A 16,385-nucleotide genomic window follows, 5' to 3' on the forward strand; every position below is an offset into this window, starting at 1 on the left:
TATTTTTTGATGCTATTTCGTTGTAGCTTGATCATTTAGATCACTAAATTTCTCAATCTACGCCTCATATCATCTAAAAAACCTTGCGGAGTATACTCCTCACGTCGCAACCAATTTGAAATGTCAACAGACCCTATTATAAATAAAAATTTTTAACATCGATTAAAAATTAGAATTAAATACAAAGATTAGCAGTGCAAGATATTTTCATAATTAAATTTATTTGCCATCACTTAAATCATAATCAGGTAGAATTTCAAACAAAAAAATAAGCCTACCGTAGCAAGCTTTTTTCAATACTAAGATTACCAAGCAAATTGATAATCTGAAAAAACTTTAGAATTCAAAGGTGATAATTCATCTTTTTGTGGATTAACAAAATCAAGCAAAATGTCATTTTTTATATTGTGCAAACGAACATCTTCACGTTTTCGAGGATGCATAACTGGAATCTCAACAATACGTTTAATACGTCCCGGATGAGGTTGCATGACCACAACTCTATCGCCTAAAAAAACAGCTTCTTCAACATCATGTGTTACGATAATCATGGTGATCTTTTCATGTTGCCAGATCATCTGTAACTCATCTTGAAGGTTCTGTCTAGTTAAGGCATCTAATGCGCCAAAAGGTTCGTCTAACAATAAGATCTTTGGTCGGTTAACTAAACTTCTTGCAATTGCAACACGTTGATTCATTCCACCAGAAAGTTGCGATGGGTATGCATTTCTAAATTGACTCAGCTTCACTAACTCTAAGTGTTCATCGATTAATTTATCTTCCTCTACTCTAGATAAATGCTTATTATGTAAGGCAATTCTTATATTTTCTTTAACACTTAACCATGGAAATAAGCGATGATCTTGAAAAACAATCCCACGGTCTAAACTTGTGCCAGATATTACCTGACCATCGATCAAGATTTTGCCACGGTATTGATTTTCTAAGCCAACCAATAATCGTAATAATGTTGATTTTCCACACCCACTGCTCCCAACGATACTCACAAACTCACCAGTCTGAATATCTAAATTGATATCCTGTAGAACAGTTAGCTCTTTACTTTGTAAAGTGGCATAACTTTTATTTAGGTGTTCTACTGAAATGGCATTTTGGTATTGATTTGCCATAATTATTCCTTAACATCCGGTATTTATAGAGCCTGCTTTACAGTTTAGCCAAAGAAACTTCTGTTGATTTAATGAGTACAACTACTTCACTTCCTACTTTAAGATCCAAATCCTTAACAGAACGTGTACTTATAATAGAAGTAAAAACTCCAGCTTTTGTTTCAATATTAATTTCTGAAACAACACTACCTTCTAAAACCTCTTTAATAACACCTTTAAACTGATTTCTTACATTAACTGATGTAATTGACATTATTAATAAACTCCTACTTAAAGTAATATCAATATAAGGCATTTCTTCAAGTAGCAATATATTTATTTTTTATTTAGTTATCTATTATTCAATCATTTAATTATACTAAACCTCTTAATTCTTATAATAAATTATCATAACAAAATACCGATAAATTATTTATTTTTTTGTTTCCATTATTTCATTATGGCATCAATTTAACTATTAAATATATCCTTATGTCTATTTTCATACATCACACACAACAAAAAAAACGAGCAACTGCAACTGTTTTTGAAGATCCTATTTCATTAGCACTGCTCCACCGTATTCAACAAGTTGCACCTAGTGATGCCAATGCTCTTATTATTGGTGAAACAGGAACAGGGAAAGAGTTAGTTGCTCGGCAAATACATGCTTTAAGCCAACGCGCACAGGGGCCGTTTATTGCTGTTAACTGCGGTGCATTAACTGAATCATTAGCCGAAAGTGAATTATTCGGCCATGAAAAAGGTGCGTTTACAGGTGCTATCCAACAACGTATAGGATGGTTTGAAGCTGCACATAATGGAACATTATTCTTAGATGAAATTGGTGATTTATCTCTACCTATGCAAGTGAAATTACTCAGAATTTTACAAGAGAGAGAAATAATTCGCGTTGGTTCACTTAAGCCTATTCCCATCAATGTTCGCATCATTGCTGCGACTAATGTCAATTTGGAACAAGCTGTACTTGAAGGGAAGTTTCGTGCAGATTTATTTTATCGTTTATACGTCGCATTACTAAATATACCAAAGTTAGCCGATCGACGTGGAGATATACTGCCTTTAGCAAAGTTCTTTGTCGAAAAATACCAAACAAATCAACATCAAACACCCATTAAGATTAGCCAATTGGCACACAAAAAATTAATACAGCATCGTTGGCCTGGCAATATTCGTGAACTCGAAAATACAATTCAACATGCTGTTTTAGTAAGCCAACATAGTATTATTGAACCAGATGATATTAGTTTTTCAAATCTACAAAAAATGTATTTAAAAACATCATCCCAATATTATGAAGATTTAGAGGTTTCACCAAATGAAATTAAAAATATTCAAGATGCTAAATCACTATTAAGCTCCACTTTTCAAAATCTATTTCAATCTTCACCAGTATTACGAGATTTAAATATCAATGAGTTAATAGAAGAAAGTTTTATTCGCAGTGCTTATGAATTTTGTGAATACAATCAAGTCAATACTGCAAAACTGCTTGGTGTGACTCGTAATGTTATTCGAACTCGTCTAATTAAATATGGTCTATTGTAATATATGCTTTATTTTAAAAACAAATAAACACATCAATAAAAAATATATTTAAAACAAATAAAGAATAACCAGAAAAATAATTCTGGTTATTTTAACTTTTATTCAACTGAACTTTTCTTCCAAGCTGTAAAATATTTTTCAATACCAAGTAATATATAATTAAAGCTAAGGCCAACCAACGTTATAACCAATATTCCAACAAACATTTGTGGAATTTCAAAGCTATATTGAGAATAAATAATCAAATATCCTAAGCCTGCTTTTGAGCCAAACATTTCAACAGCAACTAAAGCCAAAATCGAGATTGCACCCGCTAAACGAATACCTACAAAAATTGTTGGAACTGATGCTGGCAAAATCACTTTTTTAAAGAGTTGATAAGGTTTTAGCCCCATGGTGCGTGCCGATTTAATCAGTAAAGGATCAACAGTTTGCACACCAGTAATAGTGTTAAGTAAAATTGGCCAAGTGCAGGCGTAAACCAATAAGCTGATTTTTGAGACTTCACCAATGCCTAAAAATAAAATGAATAAAGGCATCAATGCTAAGGCAGTAGTGTTACGGAACAACTCCAATAATGGATTAATAACCTCTGCTGCAAGTTTATACCAACCAATAACTAAACCAAGAGGTATAGCAATCATTAAAGCGAGTACGAACCCTATGATTGAGCGTTTTAAACTTGCAAAAAAATGGATAGCCAATTGTCCATTTTGATAGAGCTGCCATGCAGCATCCAAAACCACAGACAAAGGCGGTAAGAATGCAGGACTCACAATACCAATCCTCGGTAATACTTCCCACAAAAGAAAAAATGTCAGTACAGCTATTGTTCGTTTAAAAACTGTTGTAAACCTTGGAAATTGCAATCTTGTTTTCAGTTTATGGTAAGTTTCTGGATAACTTACAGCCTGTTTAGTATAAGACATATCAGATTCCTTAAATTTATTTAGTTATGTGCAAGCTGTTTAGATTTTTCAAGTGCTTGCGCTTTAATGACTTCTTCACTCAACAATGACCAAATCTGATGGCGAATCTTGCCGTATTCTTGTGTTGAACGAATATCCTCATCCAAACTTTGTAAACTCAAAGGAATATCAATCACTTGTTTTATACGCCCTGGCCTAGAAGTCATAATGGCAACCCGTTGACTTAAATAAATGGCTTCATCAATACTATGTGTTATAAAAACAATTGTTTTCTTTGAGCTTTGCCAGATTTTTATCAGCTCTTCTTGCAAAGTTTCACGCGTCTGAGCATCTAGTGCTGCAAATGGTTCATCCATTAATAATATTTCAGGTTCATAAGCTAGACTTCGTGCAATGGCGACCCGCTGTTTCATTCCACCTGAAAGTTCATTGGGATAATGTTTTTCAAATCCTGACAACCCCACCAATTGCAAATAATACAAGGCTTTTTCTCGTCGAGTTGCTTTGTCTATGCCTTTAGCTTCAAGTCCAAACTCTATATTCTCTAAAGCTGTTAACCATGGATATAAAGCATATTGTTGAAATACAATGCCTCGATCTAATCCCGGTTGAGTGATTTGTTTTCCATTCAATAATATTTGCCCAGATGAAGGCTTAGTCAATCCAGCAATCAAATCCAAAAGTGTCGATTTTCCGCAGCCACTCGGTCCAACAATCGATACAAACTCGCCTTCTTTAATATCTAATGTGACATTCTCAATGGCTATAAATTCTGGTTTATATTTTTTACTGTTAGCTTGATTTTGTGCTGGAAAAACTTTTCGAACATGATCAAGATATAATGCACTACTCATCGTTGTATTCCTTGTTGATTATTTTTTGCATAGGGATTAAATGCATTGCTATATAACTGGTTAATATCAATTTGATTCGGTTTTATTTTTTGCTCTTTGAGTAAAGCATCAATCCATGGTTGAAAGTCTTGGTTTCTTTGTACGCTACCTACAACATGGACACCTGTTCCTGTGTAATATGGAATCAATGTTGTCGTTTCATTTCGATGGCGTTTATGAATAATACTTTCCATACGAGCGATAATTTGTGCTTTAGGGGTATTGTGTAACCACTCTTGAGCTTGTGCTACACCACTCACAAATTGGCGAGTAATTTCAGGATTTTTTTCAATAAAATCCCGACGCATTGAGTAGCTACCTGCAGTAAAAGGTCCATAAAGATCAATATCTTTAAACAAGCTACGCACTCCACCATTTTTTAAAGCACGTTTTTCCAATATCCCCGCAAATACAGCAATATCAATTTGACCATTTCGTAAAGCCTGTTCTGTACTCACAGGAGGTAACATAATCAATTCAACTTGAGCAATTTCTTGTTCAGTCAATCCATGCTGTGACAAATACGCTTTTACGATAAAATCATAATGAGCGCCAAAGGTATTAACAGCAATTTTTTTTCCAATGAAATCACGGGGACTACGGATAGAGCTATTTTCTAAAACATAGAATCCTACATTTTGATCAGCATCACTCCCATAAGAGGCAACTATAGGTACTACATCCAAACCAGCTGCAACAACCTTTACGACAGCCCCATTAAATGCTCCTGCAAAATCAACATCACCTGCGACCAAAGTCAGCAAATCCTGTGGACCACCTTGAACAGTTCCAACATAATCCAACTTGATATCACCTAAATAGCCCAAATCTTGTGCCAACTCAGGTAAAGAAACCAATCCTGGATAGCTTTGATAACGTAGTTGCTTTACTTTTTCAGTGCTTTGAGCTTGTCTAGTACTGCATCCGATAATGACACTTATACCAATCAATATTGCAATTGCTATTTTCGTTTTGAAATGGAGAAAAAACTTCATCTATTTTTCTCCTGATTGAATAAGATGCCAATGTAAAAATTTGTGCTCTAACTGAGTTAAAATACTATTTAGCAGTACGCCTACAATACCAATGCTTAACATTCCTAAAATGATCAAAGAGACATTGAACTGTTCACGACCTTTGATGACCAAATTACCTAATCCAATGCCATAATTTGAAAGTAAAAACTCTGAACCAATCGTTGCCAACCAAGCAAAAATCAACCCCATTTGTAAACCGACAAAAATTTGTGGACTCGCAGCTGGAAGAATTAATTTTCGATATGTATAACTTCTTGGAAATTTATATACTTGAGCAACTTCTCGATACTTATTAGAAATGCTATTAACCCCTTCCAAAGTATGTAAAGCAACGGGATAAAATACAGACAAACTAATAAACAGGATTTTTGCGGTATTGTCATAGCCTAAAAATGTTGAAATCAATGGCAACCATGCAAAAAGTGAAACTTGTCTTAACATATTAAAACTTGATGCTAAGAACCAATTTGCTAAGCGTGATGTTCCAAGCACAACACCAAAGATCACGCCTAAACTTGCACCCAATAAATAACCTGATAAATTGCGCGCGATGCTGGCTATAAACCCTTGCCAAAAGTTTATTTGCGAAACACTGTGTATTGCATTGATCAGAACCGTCAATGGTGGAGGGATCAATTTAGGATCAAGCCAATGTTGTACTGAGGCAATATTCCAAAGCACAATAAAAAACAAAGGCAGTATTAAAGCTTGCACCACACGTTTTATTTTTATTTTAAAAACAGAAGTAGGTCGATGTTTTTCTAAAATAAAATCTGTCATTACTACACTCCTCTTGTTCTTGTACTATAGAAGCGAGTAAAACGTTCAATTGCTGCTAAAATACTGTCTAGAAAAAATCCAGTTAAACCAATCAAAATAATCCCCATATAGATAATATCCATTTGCATCAACTGACGTCCCCAGACCATTAAATATCCAATACCTTCACTACTCGCAAGTAACTCAACAAAGACCAAAGCAAGCCAAGCCTGCATAATGCCTTGCCTTAACCCACTGATCACGGCGGGCAGACTTGCTGGCAGTATCACTTTGTTAAAAGTTTGCCATTTTGAAAACTGATAGACCGAAGCAACTTCCAGTAAGTGTTGTGGAACATGTTGAATACCCTTAAAAGTTGCAATAAGTACAGGTGAAATAACCGCCAATGAAATAGCAACGATTTTCAAAGCCTCATCAATTCCTAGAAAAATCATCAACAATGGAATCCATCCAATGATCGGAAATCGAGTAAGTAATTGGATACTTGGCAAAATATATTGCTGAGCAGACTTGGACAAAGCAAACCAGATACCTAAAGTGAGTCCAATGGTCGAACCTAGCAAGACGCTATAAATGATCCTTTTGCTACTTATGATAAAATTGCTTTGTAAGTCACCGGATTGCCATAGTTCAAGTGAAGTTGACCAGACCAATTGGGGTGCAGGTAAAATTTGCTCAGGTAACCATTGCCTGCGAGCAGCGATTTCCCAAATACATAAGACAAGCAATGGTAAAATGAGACCACAAATGAACTGTAGAATATGCATTAAGAATGGTTTTAGATTTTTTAAGACATTACGGTCACTTTGCCAAGTTACCGATTGTGCCTCGACTTGAGATAGGCTCATGGTTCTTGCCTCTGTAATTGAGTAGATGAGTTTTCTTTTAAAAAATCTTGAAAACGATTATTTTTTAAAAGAAAGAAAGTCATAATTAGAAATATCAGCCCAATTGGAGCAAATAAATTTTGCAGACCGAACTGCTGTCCAAATACAGCTCCAACTAAGCCTCCAAGTATTCCTCCAGCAGGCCCAACCATGGCCAACAATGGAGAAATAACAATCATTTGAGTTTGTTCGCCAATTTTTGCAAATGACATAAAATTTGAAATTTGTAGGATGCCTAAGCCTAAACCGAACAACACAATCGATGGCCACAGCCAAAAAACGTGTTGCGCAATACTTAAACCAATCAACGCTACACTTACAGAACTTAGACCAATCAAATAAAATTTGTGATAACCCAAAATCTCAGCAAGGCCACCCAAGCTAAGTAAACTACCTACAAAAATTACTCCTTGTCCTGTCAACAACATGACTGCGTTGGATGATTGAAGGCCAAAATTTTGAATTGCTATAACCACGATAAAAAAGCCAAAATAGTTATTTGCAAAATTGCTCATAAATTCCAGACTACATACTGTACGTAAATGCGGATGAATTCTGATTAGCTTTATTGGCTCTAAGATACTGCTTAGACTTATTTTTTTGACTTTAGTTTTTACAACTGTAGTAGGTAAAACAAAACAAGTAGATGCAAATATTAGTGTCATTAAAAACAATACTGCTACAGCAAAATAAGCATGTTTATATCCAAATTGACCAATTAAAAATAATGTAAAAATAGGTGCAATCAGGAAAAACCCCATAAGATTTGCCCCCCTAAACCAGCCTGCTTTGGCTGGTCCTAGACGTTTCAAATGGGTTAAAAAGACCGTTTGAATCGAAATGAAACGCATGGGGACGATAAAACTAACTAGAGCTGTCATCAGCAGTAAATACCAAGCATTTACATGAAGCGGATGCAAACTATAAAGAAATGAACCAATGACACTTCCGAAAAAAAATATCCGCAAGGTTCCAAAACGTTGAATAAGGACTCCAACAGGAAGTGCCATAAACAACAAGCCAATATTTTGTGCCGCTGCAATTAATCCCAGTTGTACATCCGTTGCTTGAATATGCACCGCATATAACGAAGTTAAAACACGCGCAACCCCCATTCCTAAACCAGCGATAATGGTCAACAAAATAAAACTGCTAACGAATTTGAACTGTAATGGTTCAAGGATAGGAATATTTTCAATTGGCTTCATCAAAGGTCTCCTTATTTCGCTTGACCTTTGGCATTAAATTGTGTCCAGTAATTTTGTAAATTCAGTGTTTTTAAAGCATTATTTAAATATTTGGGTTCATACCAAGTTTTAGTCTCCACATCACGGCGAATCAAACGGCTTGCCTTGGCAATACGTACAGCGTCATCAATCTGAGCACGATGAAACTCATCCAATAACGGACTTAAACGGTTTTTTAAGGGTTCACCATCAAAGTCTTTTTTATAGTCAATAAATGGAATACCGCTTTGTGCCCAAAGTTTATATTGGGCAGTACGGTTGGCTTCTTCAGAACTCCATTGCGCCTGCTTTACTAAAGTTGTGACTACACGCTGTACTACTTCAGGATATTGTTTTTCAAAACTTTCCGTCACCCAAAAACTTGACAAAGGTGATACCGTCCGATCTGTAATCGTGACTAGACGTTTAGCTACTCCCCGCGCTTCTAGACTCCACGGAGAAGTAATTGTTCCATCAATATCACCTGTAGCCAGCGCAGTACGTGCTGAATAAGTATCCTGACTAATAATTCTTAAGTCTTTATTACTTAAACCATTTTTAGCTAGAACCCTTTCTAAAACAATCTGCCCATTCGTACCTTTAAAGTTTGAAAACTTTTTCCCTCTCAAATCAGCCAATGTCTTTGCTTTAGAATCAGACGGAACAACTACATAAACAGGACCAAAACGTCCTGCACTTAACAGTAGCTTTGTTTTCAAGCCTGTCGAGCGACCAACAATAGAAGGCAAATCGCCTTGCACCGCAAAATCAACTTTACCATTTGCCAAAGCTTCATTGGTTGCAGGTCCTGCTCCAGGAAAAAATAACCACGTTACTTTTATTCCATCTTTTTTAAATTCCTGTTCCAAGACACCACGCGCTTGAGCACTCGCTATATATGAGCCACCTACACGAGGTTTACCACCCTCACCTGCCGATGAAAGTGAAATTCGGATTTCTTTTGGAACAGCTGCATTGATATGGAAACTAAAACTCAAAGCTGATAAAGCGAAAAATGTTGCAGTAATTTTTTTAGACAATAAACGCATAGGATGATTTCTCTACATAGAATGATGATTAAAAGGTATATTGGACTTGAGCTTGTAGCTCATTGGTGGCTTTTTGAGTTGCATTTTCAACGTCAAAACCATAATGATTAAGCTGCAATTGAAGCTTGGTCGTTTGTGCAAAAAAGAAATTCAACCCTAAAGAATGGATGTCATATTGCCCAATACGGCCACTAGTACTATCTAGGTAATCTTTTTGGTTGGTGTTTGGATCGAAACGATCAAAGCGGTAATAGGCCTGTATCGACTTTGGCCAGAAGTCATCAAATTTGGCATTAGACTTGATGCTGTTATAAAACTGGTCACCTAATGTATAGAACAGCGTAAATGTATGACCTTCAGCTTTTGCTTGTTTTATTGAGGCTGAAGTTGTATCTATATAATCAGTTTTCCCTTGAACATACTCGTAAGTAACGCCAAATGGGGCATGGTTATAGTAAATATCTAAGCCCAAGCGATCACGTTTAGCATGACTATCACTCAAACCTGATCCTGAGATTTTGCTGGTACCCTTGATATAAGATGCGCCAAACTTTAACTCACGAAATATGCTGGCATAGTCCACTGGTAAAGTGAAAGCCAAACGCCCAATATAATCTTTACCATTATTTTCATCTGTCTTATTACTGCCATTACCGTTGGTGACACCGATTGCATATTCAAGCAATGGCGCACGATAATTTGAGCCAAAATCAACAAAAGGTTTGATATCGCCACGGGCAATTAAGCCATTTTGACGGGTAAATAATCCCAAATAAGTTGATGCAGCCGCGGTAGTAATGGTTGGGCGTAAATCTTCTGGAGATTGAACATCCAAACCAAAAGGCAACAATTGCTGTCCTAAAGTAAAATTCAGCTTAGGCGTTTCTAACCCTGAGTTAGTTGAAAAAGCGTTATAACGAACAAATGCATCCAATAAATTAAAATTACTATTGTTGCTTCCATCATTACGTTTGTTATATCCATAGGAAAGTTGGTAATCTAAATTTTTACCTTCGTTATAATCACGATATAAGTTTCCACGGACACCGATTAATGCTGTTCCAATATCAAAAGTTGATTTAGTTGAGCTAATCACACCTGTCTTATCAAACGCTCTACCTTGTAATTGAACGGTCCCATACAAGGTTGTATCTCGCGTTGATTTCACCGTTTGTCGTTCATATTGACGGGATTGATCATATTTATAATTTTCTAAATCACTTTTTAAACCATCAATATCATCTGTTGTTGCATTTGTCGCACTAGCAAGATTAGCCTCTTCTGAAGCATCTGCGGAGAATGACTCTATATTTTTGGATAAATCTTGAGCATTGCTTGCTGAATTTACCGAGTTTATTTCAGCTTTTTTAAATGCTAGGTTTTGTGATTCAACAGCATCCAAACGGTGCTGTAAAACATTAAGTTGTTGACGCAATGCCTCTAATTCTTTCAATAGTTTTGTATCATCTGCAAAACTAAGTGAGGATGTTGTCGCTAGAATTACCCCTATCGCAACATTTAAACTGGTTTTTCTCATTCTCTCATTCACTTCAGTATATAAATATCAAACAAAGCATCCCCTACCCCATGCCAAAGGCACGAGGTTCATTTATAAGGAAATAGAAGACTAAGCTGCTTGGTTCTTTTTCAGTTTTTGTTCAACTTGAGTGCCTTTAAAGAAATCAGGATTATTTTCTGTATAAAAGCGATAAGGATTGTCAAAGACTAGTGCTTTAAAATCTTGTTCGGTAATTGCACCTTCTCGAACCAAATCGTAAGACTCTGCCAATGGTTCAGTCAGTTCAGGCACATCCCAATGTCCTGAATCAGAGGAATAAAGTGCATTCACTTTTTTACCAAATGGGTTGGCTTTAGGATTAAGTGCTCCTACAATCGTCCGATCATCAGCTTCATTTCCAAAATAAAAATTAGGCACCCAACGATCATAAATATCTTCAATTTTTTCGATTTTAGCCAATGCAAAATCATTGATTTCATGAGGATTTTGTTCACGATAACGAAATGATGATGCTACCCCAAAAACACTTTCAATAATTTGATCATCGCTATATTCACGACCCTTGAATAATTCAGCTCCATATTTATGATACAAATCAATGATTAATTGGCGATCGATATTGGCTGGATTATATTGTTGAACATGCTCATTGCCCCTTTTTTCAAAGCGATCAACTAAATGCGTTAACACATTCGAACCCCAAGCAGCACCTGCTTCCAATAAAGCAACACGCAATTTAGGGAATCGTTCAGTTACGCCTCCAAAAAATAATGCTTTTGCCAGAGCTTCAGACGCGTCGGCAAAATGATTGATATGATTAAACATATAATTGCTAGGCGAATTACGTGCGACCCAACTTTGACTGCCTGAATGTGTCGATAAATTAATCCCCAATTCAATACTTTTTTTCCAAAACGGATCGTAGTTATGCTCACTATCAATCCCAAAAAAATCTAACCAATAAGCATAACGACGCAATTCAGCATCTTCAGGATATTTTTCAGCGATGGACTTCACAGGACGACGTATAGCACCAGGGATCAAAGCAGTTTTTAAACCCAAAGTATTTACTGCATATTCTAATTCTTCAATCCCTTCCTCAGGAGTATGCAAAGGAATTGCAGCAATTGGAGTTAGACGATCCGCATAGGGACGATAAATATCCGCATGATAATGATTTACAGCTCTGGTCAAAGTTCTACGTAAATCTTCATTTGAAGAGTTGATCGGAAATAATGAAATATTAGGATAAAGTACGGCAAAGTCCGTACCTAATTCCTCTAAACGCTCATGTAAAAGAGCTGGTAAGGATACAGTCGCTAAATCATAACTATTTTGTGCAGGTAATGCCCAAAATGGTGGGCGAAACAACCTTTTATCAAACCGTTCTTGTGGTGTCGCTTTATACCATTCTGCTGCTAGAACATTTAGTCCATTATTAGTTAAATGTTCACGAAATAAATCTACAATTTTTGCACCACCGTATTGCGCAATATAATCTTCGATAAGCGGACTAAACTCATTAGTATGAATATCTGTATCGATTACAGGATAATCTAACTGCGCACGTACTTCGGCTGATCTTGATTTCTTTACTATTGGGTCTTTTAAAATAGTCATCAGGTTTCCATATTTTTCATATTTTGACCCTACTCATATGGCAATATGCATGCCAAAAATTTAAACCATTGTTTTATATTGATTAATCAAATTAATTCAGATTAAATCTGTTGGAATTACCACTCAAATCTTGCTGATATTTCAACATTTGTGTATTTAAAATCAGCATGTTTTTTTATTTTTTTTTGATATGTCTTGCTTAGTGATGGCATTTATTCTACGAATAAATAACCTTGTATAGTAGAAATTTTTTTAACTCTATTCTGTATATCATGTCTAAATTGTACTAGCTCAGACCTGATCGGACAGTTACCCATTTTTTAATGGTGACTATCAGATTAAATTTGAGATAAATTTTTCAAGGACCTAAACTATCCAAATGATCTGCCTACTTTTGAAGCCATTCAGCACACTCTTCTTCATAAGTATTCAAATTATAGGTTCCTTCTATTCCTTTTTTTGAATGACCCAGTACAGCTTCTGCAACATCTGTGGGACAGCCAAATCTTGGTAAGTTTGTTCTTATAGTTCTTCTCAAATCATGCTGATTCCAATCCTCCATATCTTTTGGCCAAAGCTGGTGTTTCTGAAAATTATGGTTTTTAGCGCGATCCTCACCTTTTAGAATCCATTTAGCTTCAGTTATACCTGCTTCAGCTAAAGACATATTGGGATAGTTCCCTAATGTAATTTTTTTCAAGGAATTATCTATAGGACTTCTATAACGATAAACAAAGCTTTTAAGACCTGTTTTACCACAAACAACCCTTAAACCAATATATTCACCAATGTCACATTGATCTGCATCACCAATTTTCATCTTATCTATAGCACGGGCTGATAGTGCAACTTTCTTTTTGCTGTTTATTTCTTCACTCGTATCAGTATTCCTTTTTGTGAATAGGCTTCTATTTGCTAAGATGGAAGCTTGAGAAATCCACCTCATTTCTCACTCACTTTTGACTTAATTGCCACATAAAAAAGCTACTCTTTTTTTATAGACTAAGTCATATTTGCATTAAAGCTGTTAAAGTTGGTTGGATAACCAAACCTTCAAAATCAATTTATTTATTTCTTAAATTTAAGGACTTAAAAAGCGTGATTGATCCAAAAATCGTAGCAGATATCTCCTCCCACACCCCAATGATGCAACAATTTCTAAAAGTAAAAATGGAGCATCCACACTCTTTGCTATTTTATAGAATGGGTGATTTCTACGAGTTATTTTTTGATGACGCTAAAAAAGCCGCAAAATTACTGGGTATTACGCTGACCCACCGTGGCAAAACCAATGGTGAACCCATTCCTATGGCTGGTGTTCCCTTTCATGCTGCCGAAGGATATTTGGCACGATTGGTCAAAGCTGGTGAAACTGTCGTCATTTGCGAACAAATTGGCGAAGTAACAGGAAAAGGTCCTGTTGAACGAGGTGTGGTCCGCATCCTGACCCCAGGTACATTGACTGATGATGCGCTCCTCACTTCACACCAAAGTTCCAACCTCATTTCACTCTGTTTCAAACAAAATGAAATTGGTATCGCACTTTTAGACTTGAGTGCGGGTATTTTCAAAGTTCAACAACAAATTTTTAAACCTGAATTATTGCCTTTGGAATTGGCTCGTTTAATGCCGAGTGAAATCCTGATCGATGAAGATTTGGTTGATCCAAATATCATTGAGCAAATCAAAAAGCAGATAGAATGTCCAATCACCAAAAGACCCAATGTTGACTTCAATCTCAACAATGCCGAAAAAACGCTTTGTGATCAATTTGCTGTTTCTACACTTTCTGGCTTTGGTATCGATCATCTCGCTCTAGCCAAAGCTGCTGCAGCATCACTAATTCATTATGCCAAAGAAACACAAAAAACAGCTTTACCTCACATTCGCTCGATCAAGCTTGAACAAAGCACCGATTTTATCGCGCTTGATCCAGTTACGCGTCGCAATTTAGAAATCATTGATCCGCTATTTGAACATGGTACTTCATTATTTTCATTGATCAATGACTGTAAAACAGCTATGGGCAGTCGTTTGCTGAATCGCACACTGATGCAGCCTTTAAGAGATACCGTTATTTTAGACAATCGACTGGATGCGATTGATGCCCTGCTCAAAGGCTATCATGAAGCCCCTGTTCGAGATGTGCTGAAAGAAATCGGTGATATTGAACGTGTGCTCAGTCGGGTCGCTTTAGGCAGTGCTCGTCCTCGTGATTTGGTTCAACTACGTCAAGCTTGTGCCCAAATTCCTTATCTACGTGATGCCATTGAATCAGTTGTTTCAAAACAAGCAGTCAAACTCATCGATCAACTCAATGAAGAATTGGGTGATTTTAATGGTTTACATCAACATTTGATGGCCGCAATTGTTGAAAATCCACCTGTTCTTTTACGAGATGGAAATGTCATTGCGGAAGGTTTTGATGAGGAACTCGACGAACTTCGTAAAATCCGTGATCATGCAGGTCAGTTCCTGATTGATCTTGAAGTCAAAGAACGTGAAAATACGGGTATTAATACCTTAAAAATCGGCTATAACCGTGTCAGTGGTTATTATATAGAATTGACCCGTGCTCAAGCAGAACAAGCACCAGACCATTATATTCGTCGTCAAACTCTTAAAAATGCTGAACGTTATATCACTCCAGAGCTAAAAGCATTTGAAGATAAAGTTCTTTCGAGTGAATCTCGAGCACTGGCACGTGAAAAAGCATTATTTGAACAATTGCTTGAAAATTTACGTGAAGACATAGCCAATTTACAAATGATGAGTTCCGCAATAGCACAGATTGATTTGCTTGCAAACTTTGCTCACCAAGCGCGTTTGCAAAACTGGGCTCGTCCAGAATATAGCCTTGAAATTGGCGTAAAAATCATTGCAGGTCGTCATCCAGTCGTTGAGTCACTTAGTAAAACACCATATACCCCGAACGATACGCTGCTTGATTTTAATCACCGAATGGCGATTATTACTGGTCCAAACATGGGTGGTAAATCGACCTTTATGCGCCAAACGGCTTTGATCAGTTTACTGGCCTATTGTGGTAGTTTCGTTCCAGCAAAGACAGCAATTCTCGGTCCAATTGACCGTATTTTCACACGTATTGGTTCTGCGGATGATTTATCTTCTGGTAAATCAACATTTATGGTGGAAATGACCGAAACCTCACAGATTTTGCATCATGCTACTAATCAATCGTTGGTATTGATGGATGAAGTTGGTCGTGGTACTAGTACCTATGATGGTTTGTCACTCGCTTGGGCATGTGTGCTTGATTTAACCAAACGGATCAAATGCTTATGTTTATTTGCGACACATTATTTTGAGTTAACTGAGCTTGCCAGCGAGACCGCAATTGATAACTATCATGTAACTGCCAAGGAACTCAATGGCAATCTGATTTTATTGCATAAAGTACAGCATGGCCCTGCCAGCCAAAGTCATGGTTTACAAGTTGCCAAGCTTGCGGGTATTCCTGCAAGTGTCATTAAAGATGCACAAAAACGCTTAAAAATATTGGAAAAGCAACAGCAAGAACAGCTCAATCATAGCGTGCAAAATGATTTATTTGCTCAAGTGGATCATGAGCAGATCATTGAGCAGGTTATTGAGGTGGAAAAATCATCCCCTGCACTCGATGCACTTACACTTTTGGATGTCGATGATCTTTCGCCACGTGAAGCTTTAGAAAAGTTGTATGAACTTAAAAATCTGTTAAATGCTGAATAAATGTTCATTTAAGTCATATTAAAGGTAATGAATTT

Annotated in this window: 14 protein-coding genes; 2 read left to right on the forward strand and 12 right to left on the reverse strand. The window is 36.5% G+C overall.

What is annotated here, in order from left to right; translation table 11 throughout:
* Positions 1–305: 305 nt before the first annotated feature.
* Positions 306–1,130 carry an ABC transporter ATP-binding protein gene (locus F960_RS14670; protein ID WP_004866632.1) on the reverse strand — a complete coding sequence of 275 codons (825 nt, stop codon included), beginning with the start codon at positions 1,128–1,130 and terminating at the stop codon, positions 306–308.
* A gap of 37 nt (positions 1,131–1,167) precedes the next feature.
* A complete protein-coding gene (locus F960_RS14675) occupies positions 1,168–1,383 on the reverse strand; it encodes a TOBE domain-containing protein (protein WP_004866635.1) in 216 nt (71 codons plus the stop codon).
* Between the two features lie 218 nt (positions 1,384–1,601).
* Between F960_RS14675 and F960_RS14680 the strand changes: the two genes are divergently transcribed.
* Complete coding sequence (locus F960_RS14680; protein ID WP_004866637.1) at positions 1,602–2,678, forward strand: sigma-54 interaction domain-containing protein; 1,077 nt, start codon at positions 1,602–1,604, stop codon at positions 2,676–2,678.
* Between the two features lie 98 nt (positions 2,679–2,776).
* Here the strand turns inward: F960_RS14680 and F960_RS14685 are convergent, their stop codons facing one another.
* From F960_RS14685 to F960_RS23245, 10 genes are all read right to left on the reverse strand, one after another.
* Positions 2,777–3,607: an ABC transporter permease gene (locus tag F960_RS14685; protein ID WP_004866640.1), complete on the reverse strand. Its 831-nt coding sequence runs from the start codon at positions 3,605–3,607 to the stop codon at positions 2,777–2,779.
* Positions 3,608–3,627: 20 nt separating this feature from the next.
* The gene (locus F960_RS14690) at positions 3,628–4,461 is read right to left on the reverse strand and encodes an ABC transporter ATP-binding protein (RefSeq protein WP_004866642.1); all 834 of its coding nucleotides are present in this window, start codon (positions 4,459–4,461) and stop codon (positions 3,628–3,630) included.
* Positions 4,458–5,495, reverse strand: a complete 1,038-nt coding sequence (locus F960_RS14695) for an ABC transporter substrate-binding protein (protein ID WP_004866645.1) — start codon at positions 5,493–5,495, stop codon at positions 4,458–4,460. Before F960_RS14695 ends, F960_RS14690 begins: the two co-directional genes overlap by 4 nt.
* Positions 5,496–6,317 (reverse strand): ABC transporter permease, encoded by an 822-nt coding sequence (locus F960_RS14700; RefSeq protein ID WP_004866648.1) that lies wholly within the window; start codon positions 6,315–6,317, stop codon positions 5,496–5,498. It abuts the gene before it with no gap.
* A 2-nt stretch (positions 6,318–6,319) separates the two neighbouring features.
* Positions 6,320–7,165 carry an ABC transporter permease gene (locus tag F960_RS14705; RefSeq protein WP_004866652.1) on the reverse strand — a complete coding sequence of 282 codons (846 nt, stop codon included), beginning with the start codon at positions 7,163–7,165 and terminating at the stop codon, positions 6,320–6,322.
* A complete protein-coding gene (locus F960_RS14710) occupies positions 7,162–8,412 on the reverse strand; it encodes an MFS transporter (RefSeq protein ID WP_004866654.1) in 1,251 nt (416 codons plus the stop codon). Before F960_RS14710 ends, F960_RS14705 begins: the two co-directional genes overlap by 4 nt.
* Before the next feature lie 11 nt (positions 8,413–8,423).
* Complete coding sequence (locus tag F960_RS14715) at positions 8,424–9,479, reverse strand: ABC transporter substrate-binding protein (protein ID WP_004866656.1); 1,056 nt, start codon at positions 9,477–9,479, stop codon at positions 8,424–8,426.
* Positions 9,480–9,507: 28 nt separating this feature from the next.
* Entirely contained in the window at positions 9,508–11,016 is a 1,509-nt protein-coding gene (locus F960_RS14720; RefSeq protein ID WP_004866659.1) for a putative porin, read from the reverse strand.
* Positions 11,017–11,106: 90 nt separating this feature from the next.
* Positions 11,107–12,618: an amidohydrolase family protein gene (locus F960_RS14725; RefSeq protein ID WP_004866662.1), complete on the reverse strand. Its 1,512-nt coding sequence runs from the start codon at positions 12,616–12,618 to the stop codon at positions 11,107–11,109.
* Positions 12,619–13,006: 388 nt separating this feature from the next.
* A complete protein-coding gene (locus F960_RS23245; RefSeq protein WP_004866663.1) occupies positions 13,007–13,564 on the reverse strand; it encodes an integrase family protein in 558 nt (185 codons plus the stop codon).
* A gap of 197 nt (positions 13,565–13,761) precedes the next feature.
* Between F960_RS23245 and mutS the strand changes: the two genes are divergently transcribed.
* The gene (gene mutS, locus F960_RS14735; protein ID WP_042073005.1) at positions 13,762–16,350 is read left to right on the forward strand and encodes a DNA mismatch repair protein MutS; all 2,589 of its coding nucleotides are present in this window, start codon (positions 13,762–13,764) and stop codon (positions 16,348–16,350) included.
* Positions 16,351–16,385 lie beyond the last annotated feature (35 nt).

The sequence above is a fragment of the Acinetobacter gerneri DSM 14967 = CIP 107464 = MTCC 9824 genome (assembly GCF_000368565.1).
GTDB classification, from domain to species: Bacteria; Pseudomonadota; Gammaproteobacteria; order Pseudomonadales; family Moraxellaceae; genus Acinetobacter; species Acinetobacter gerneri.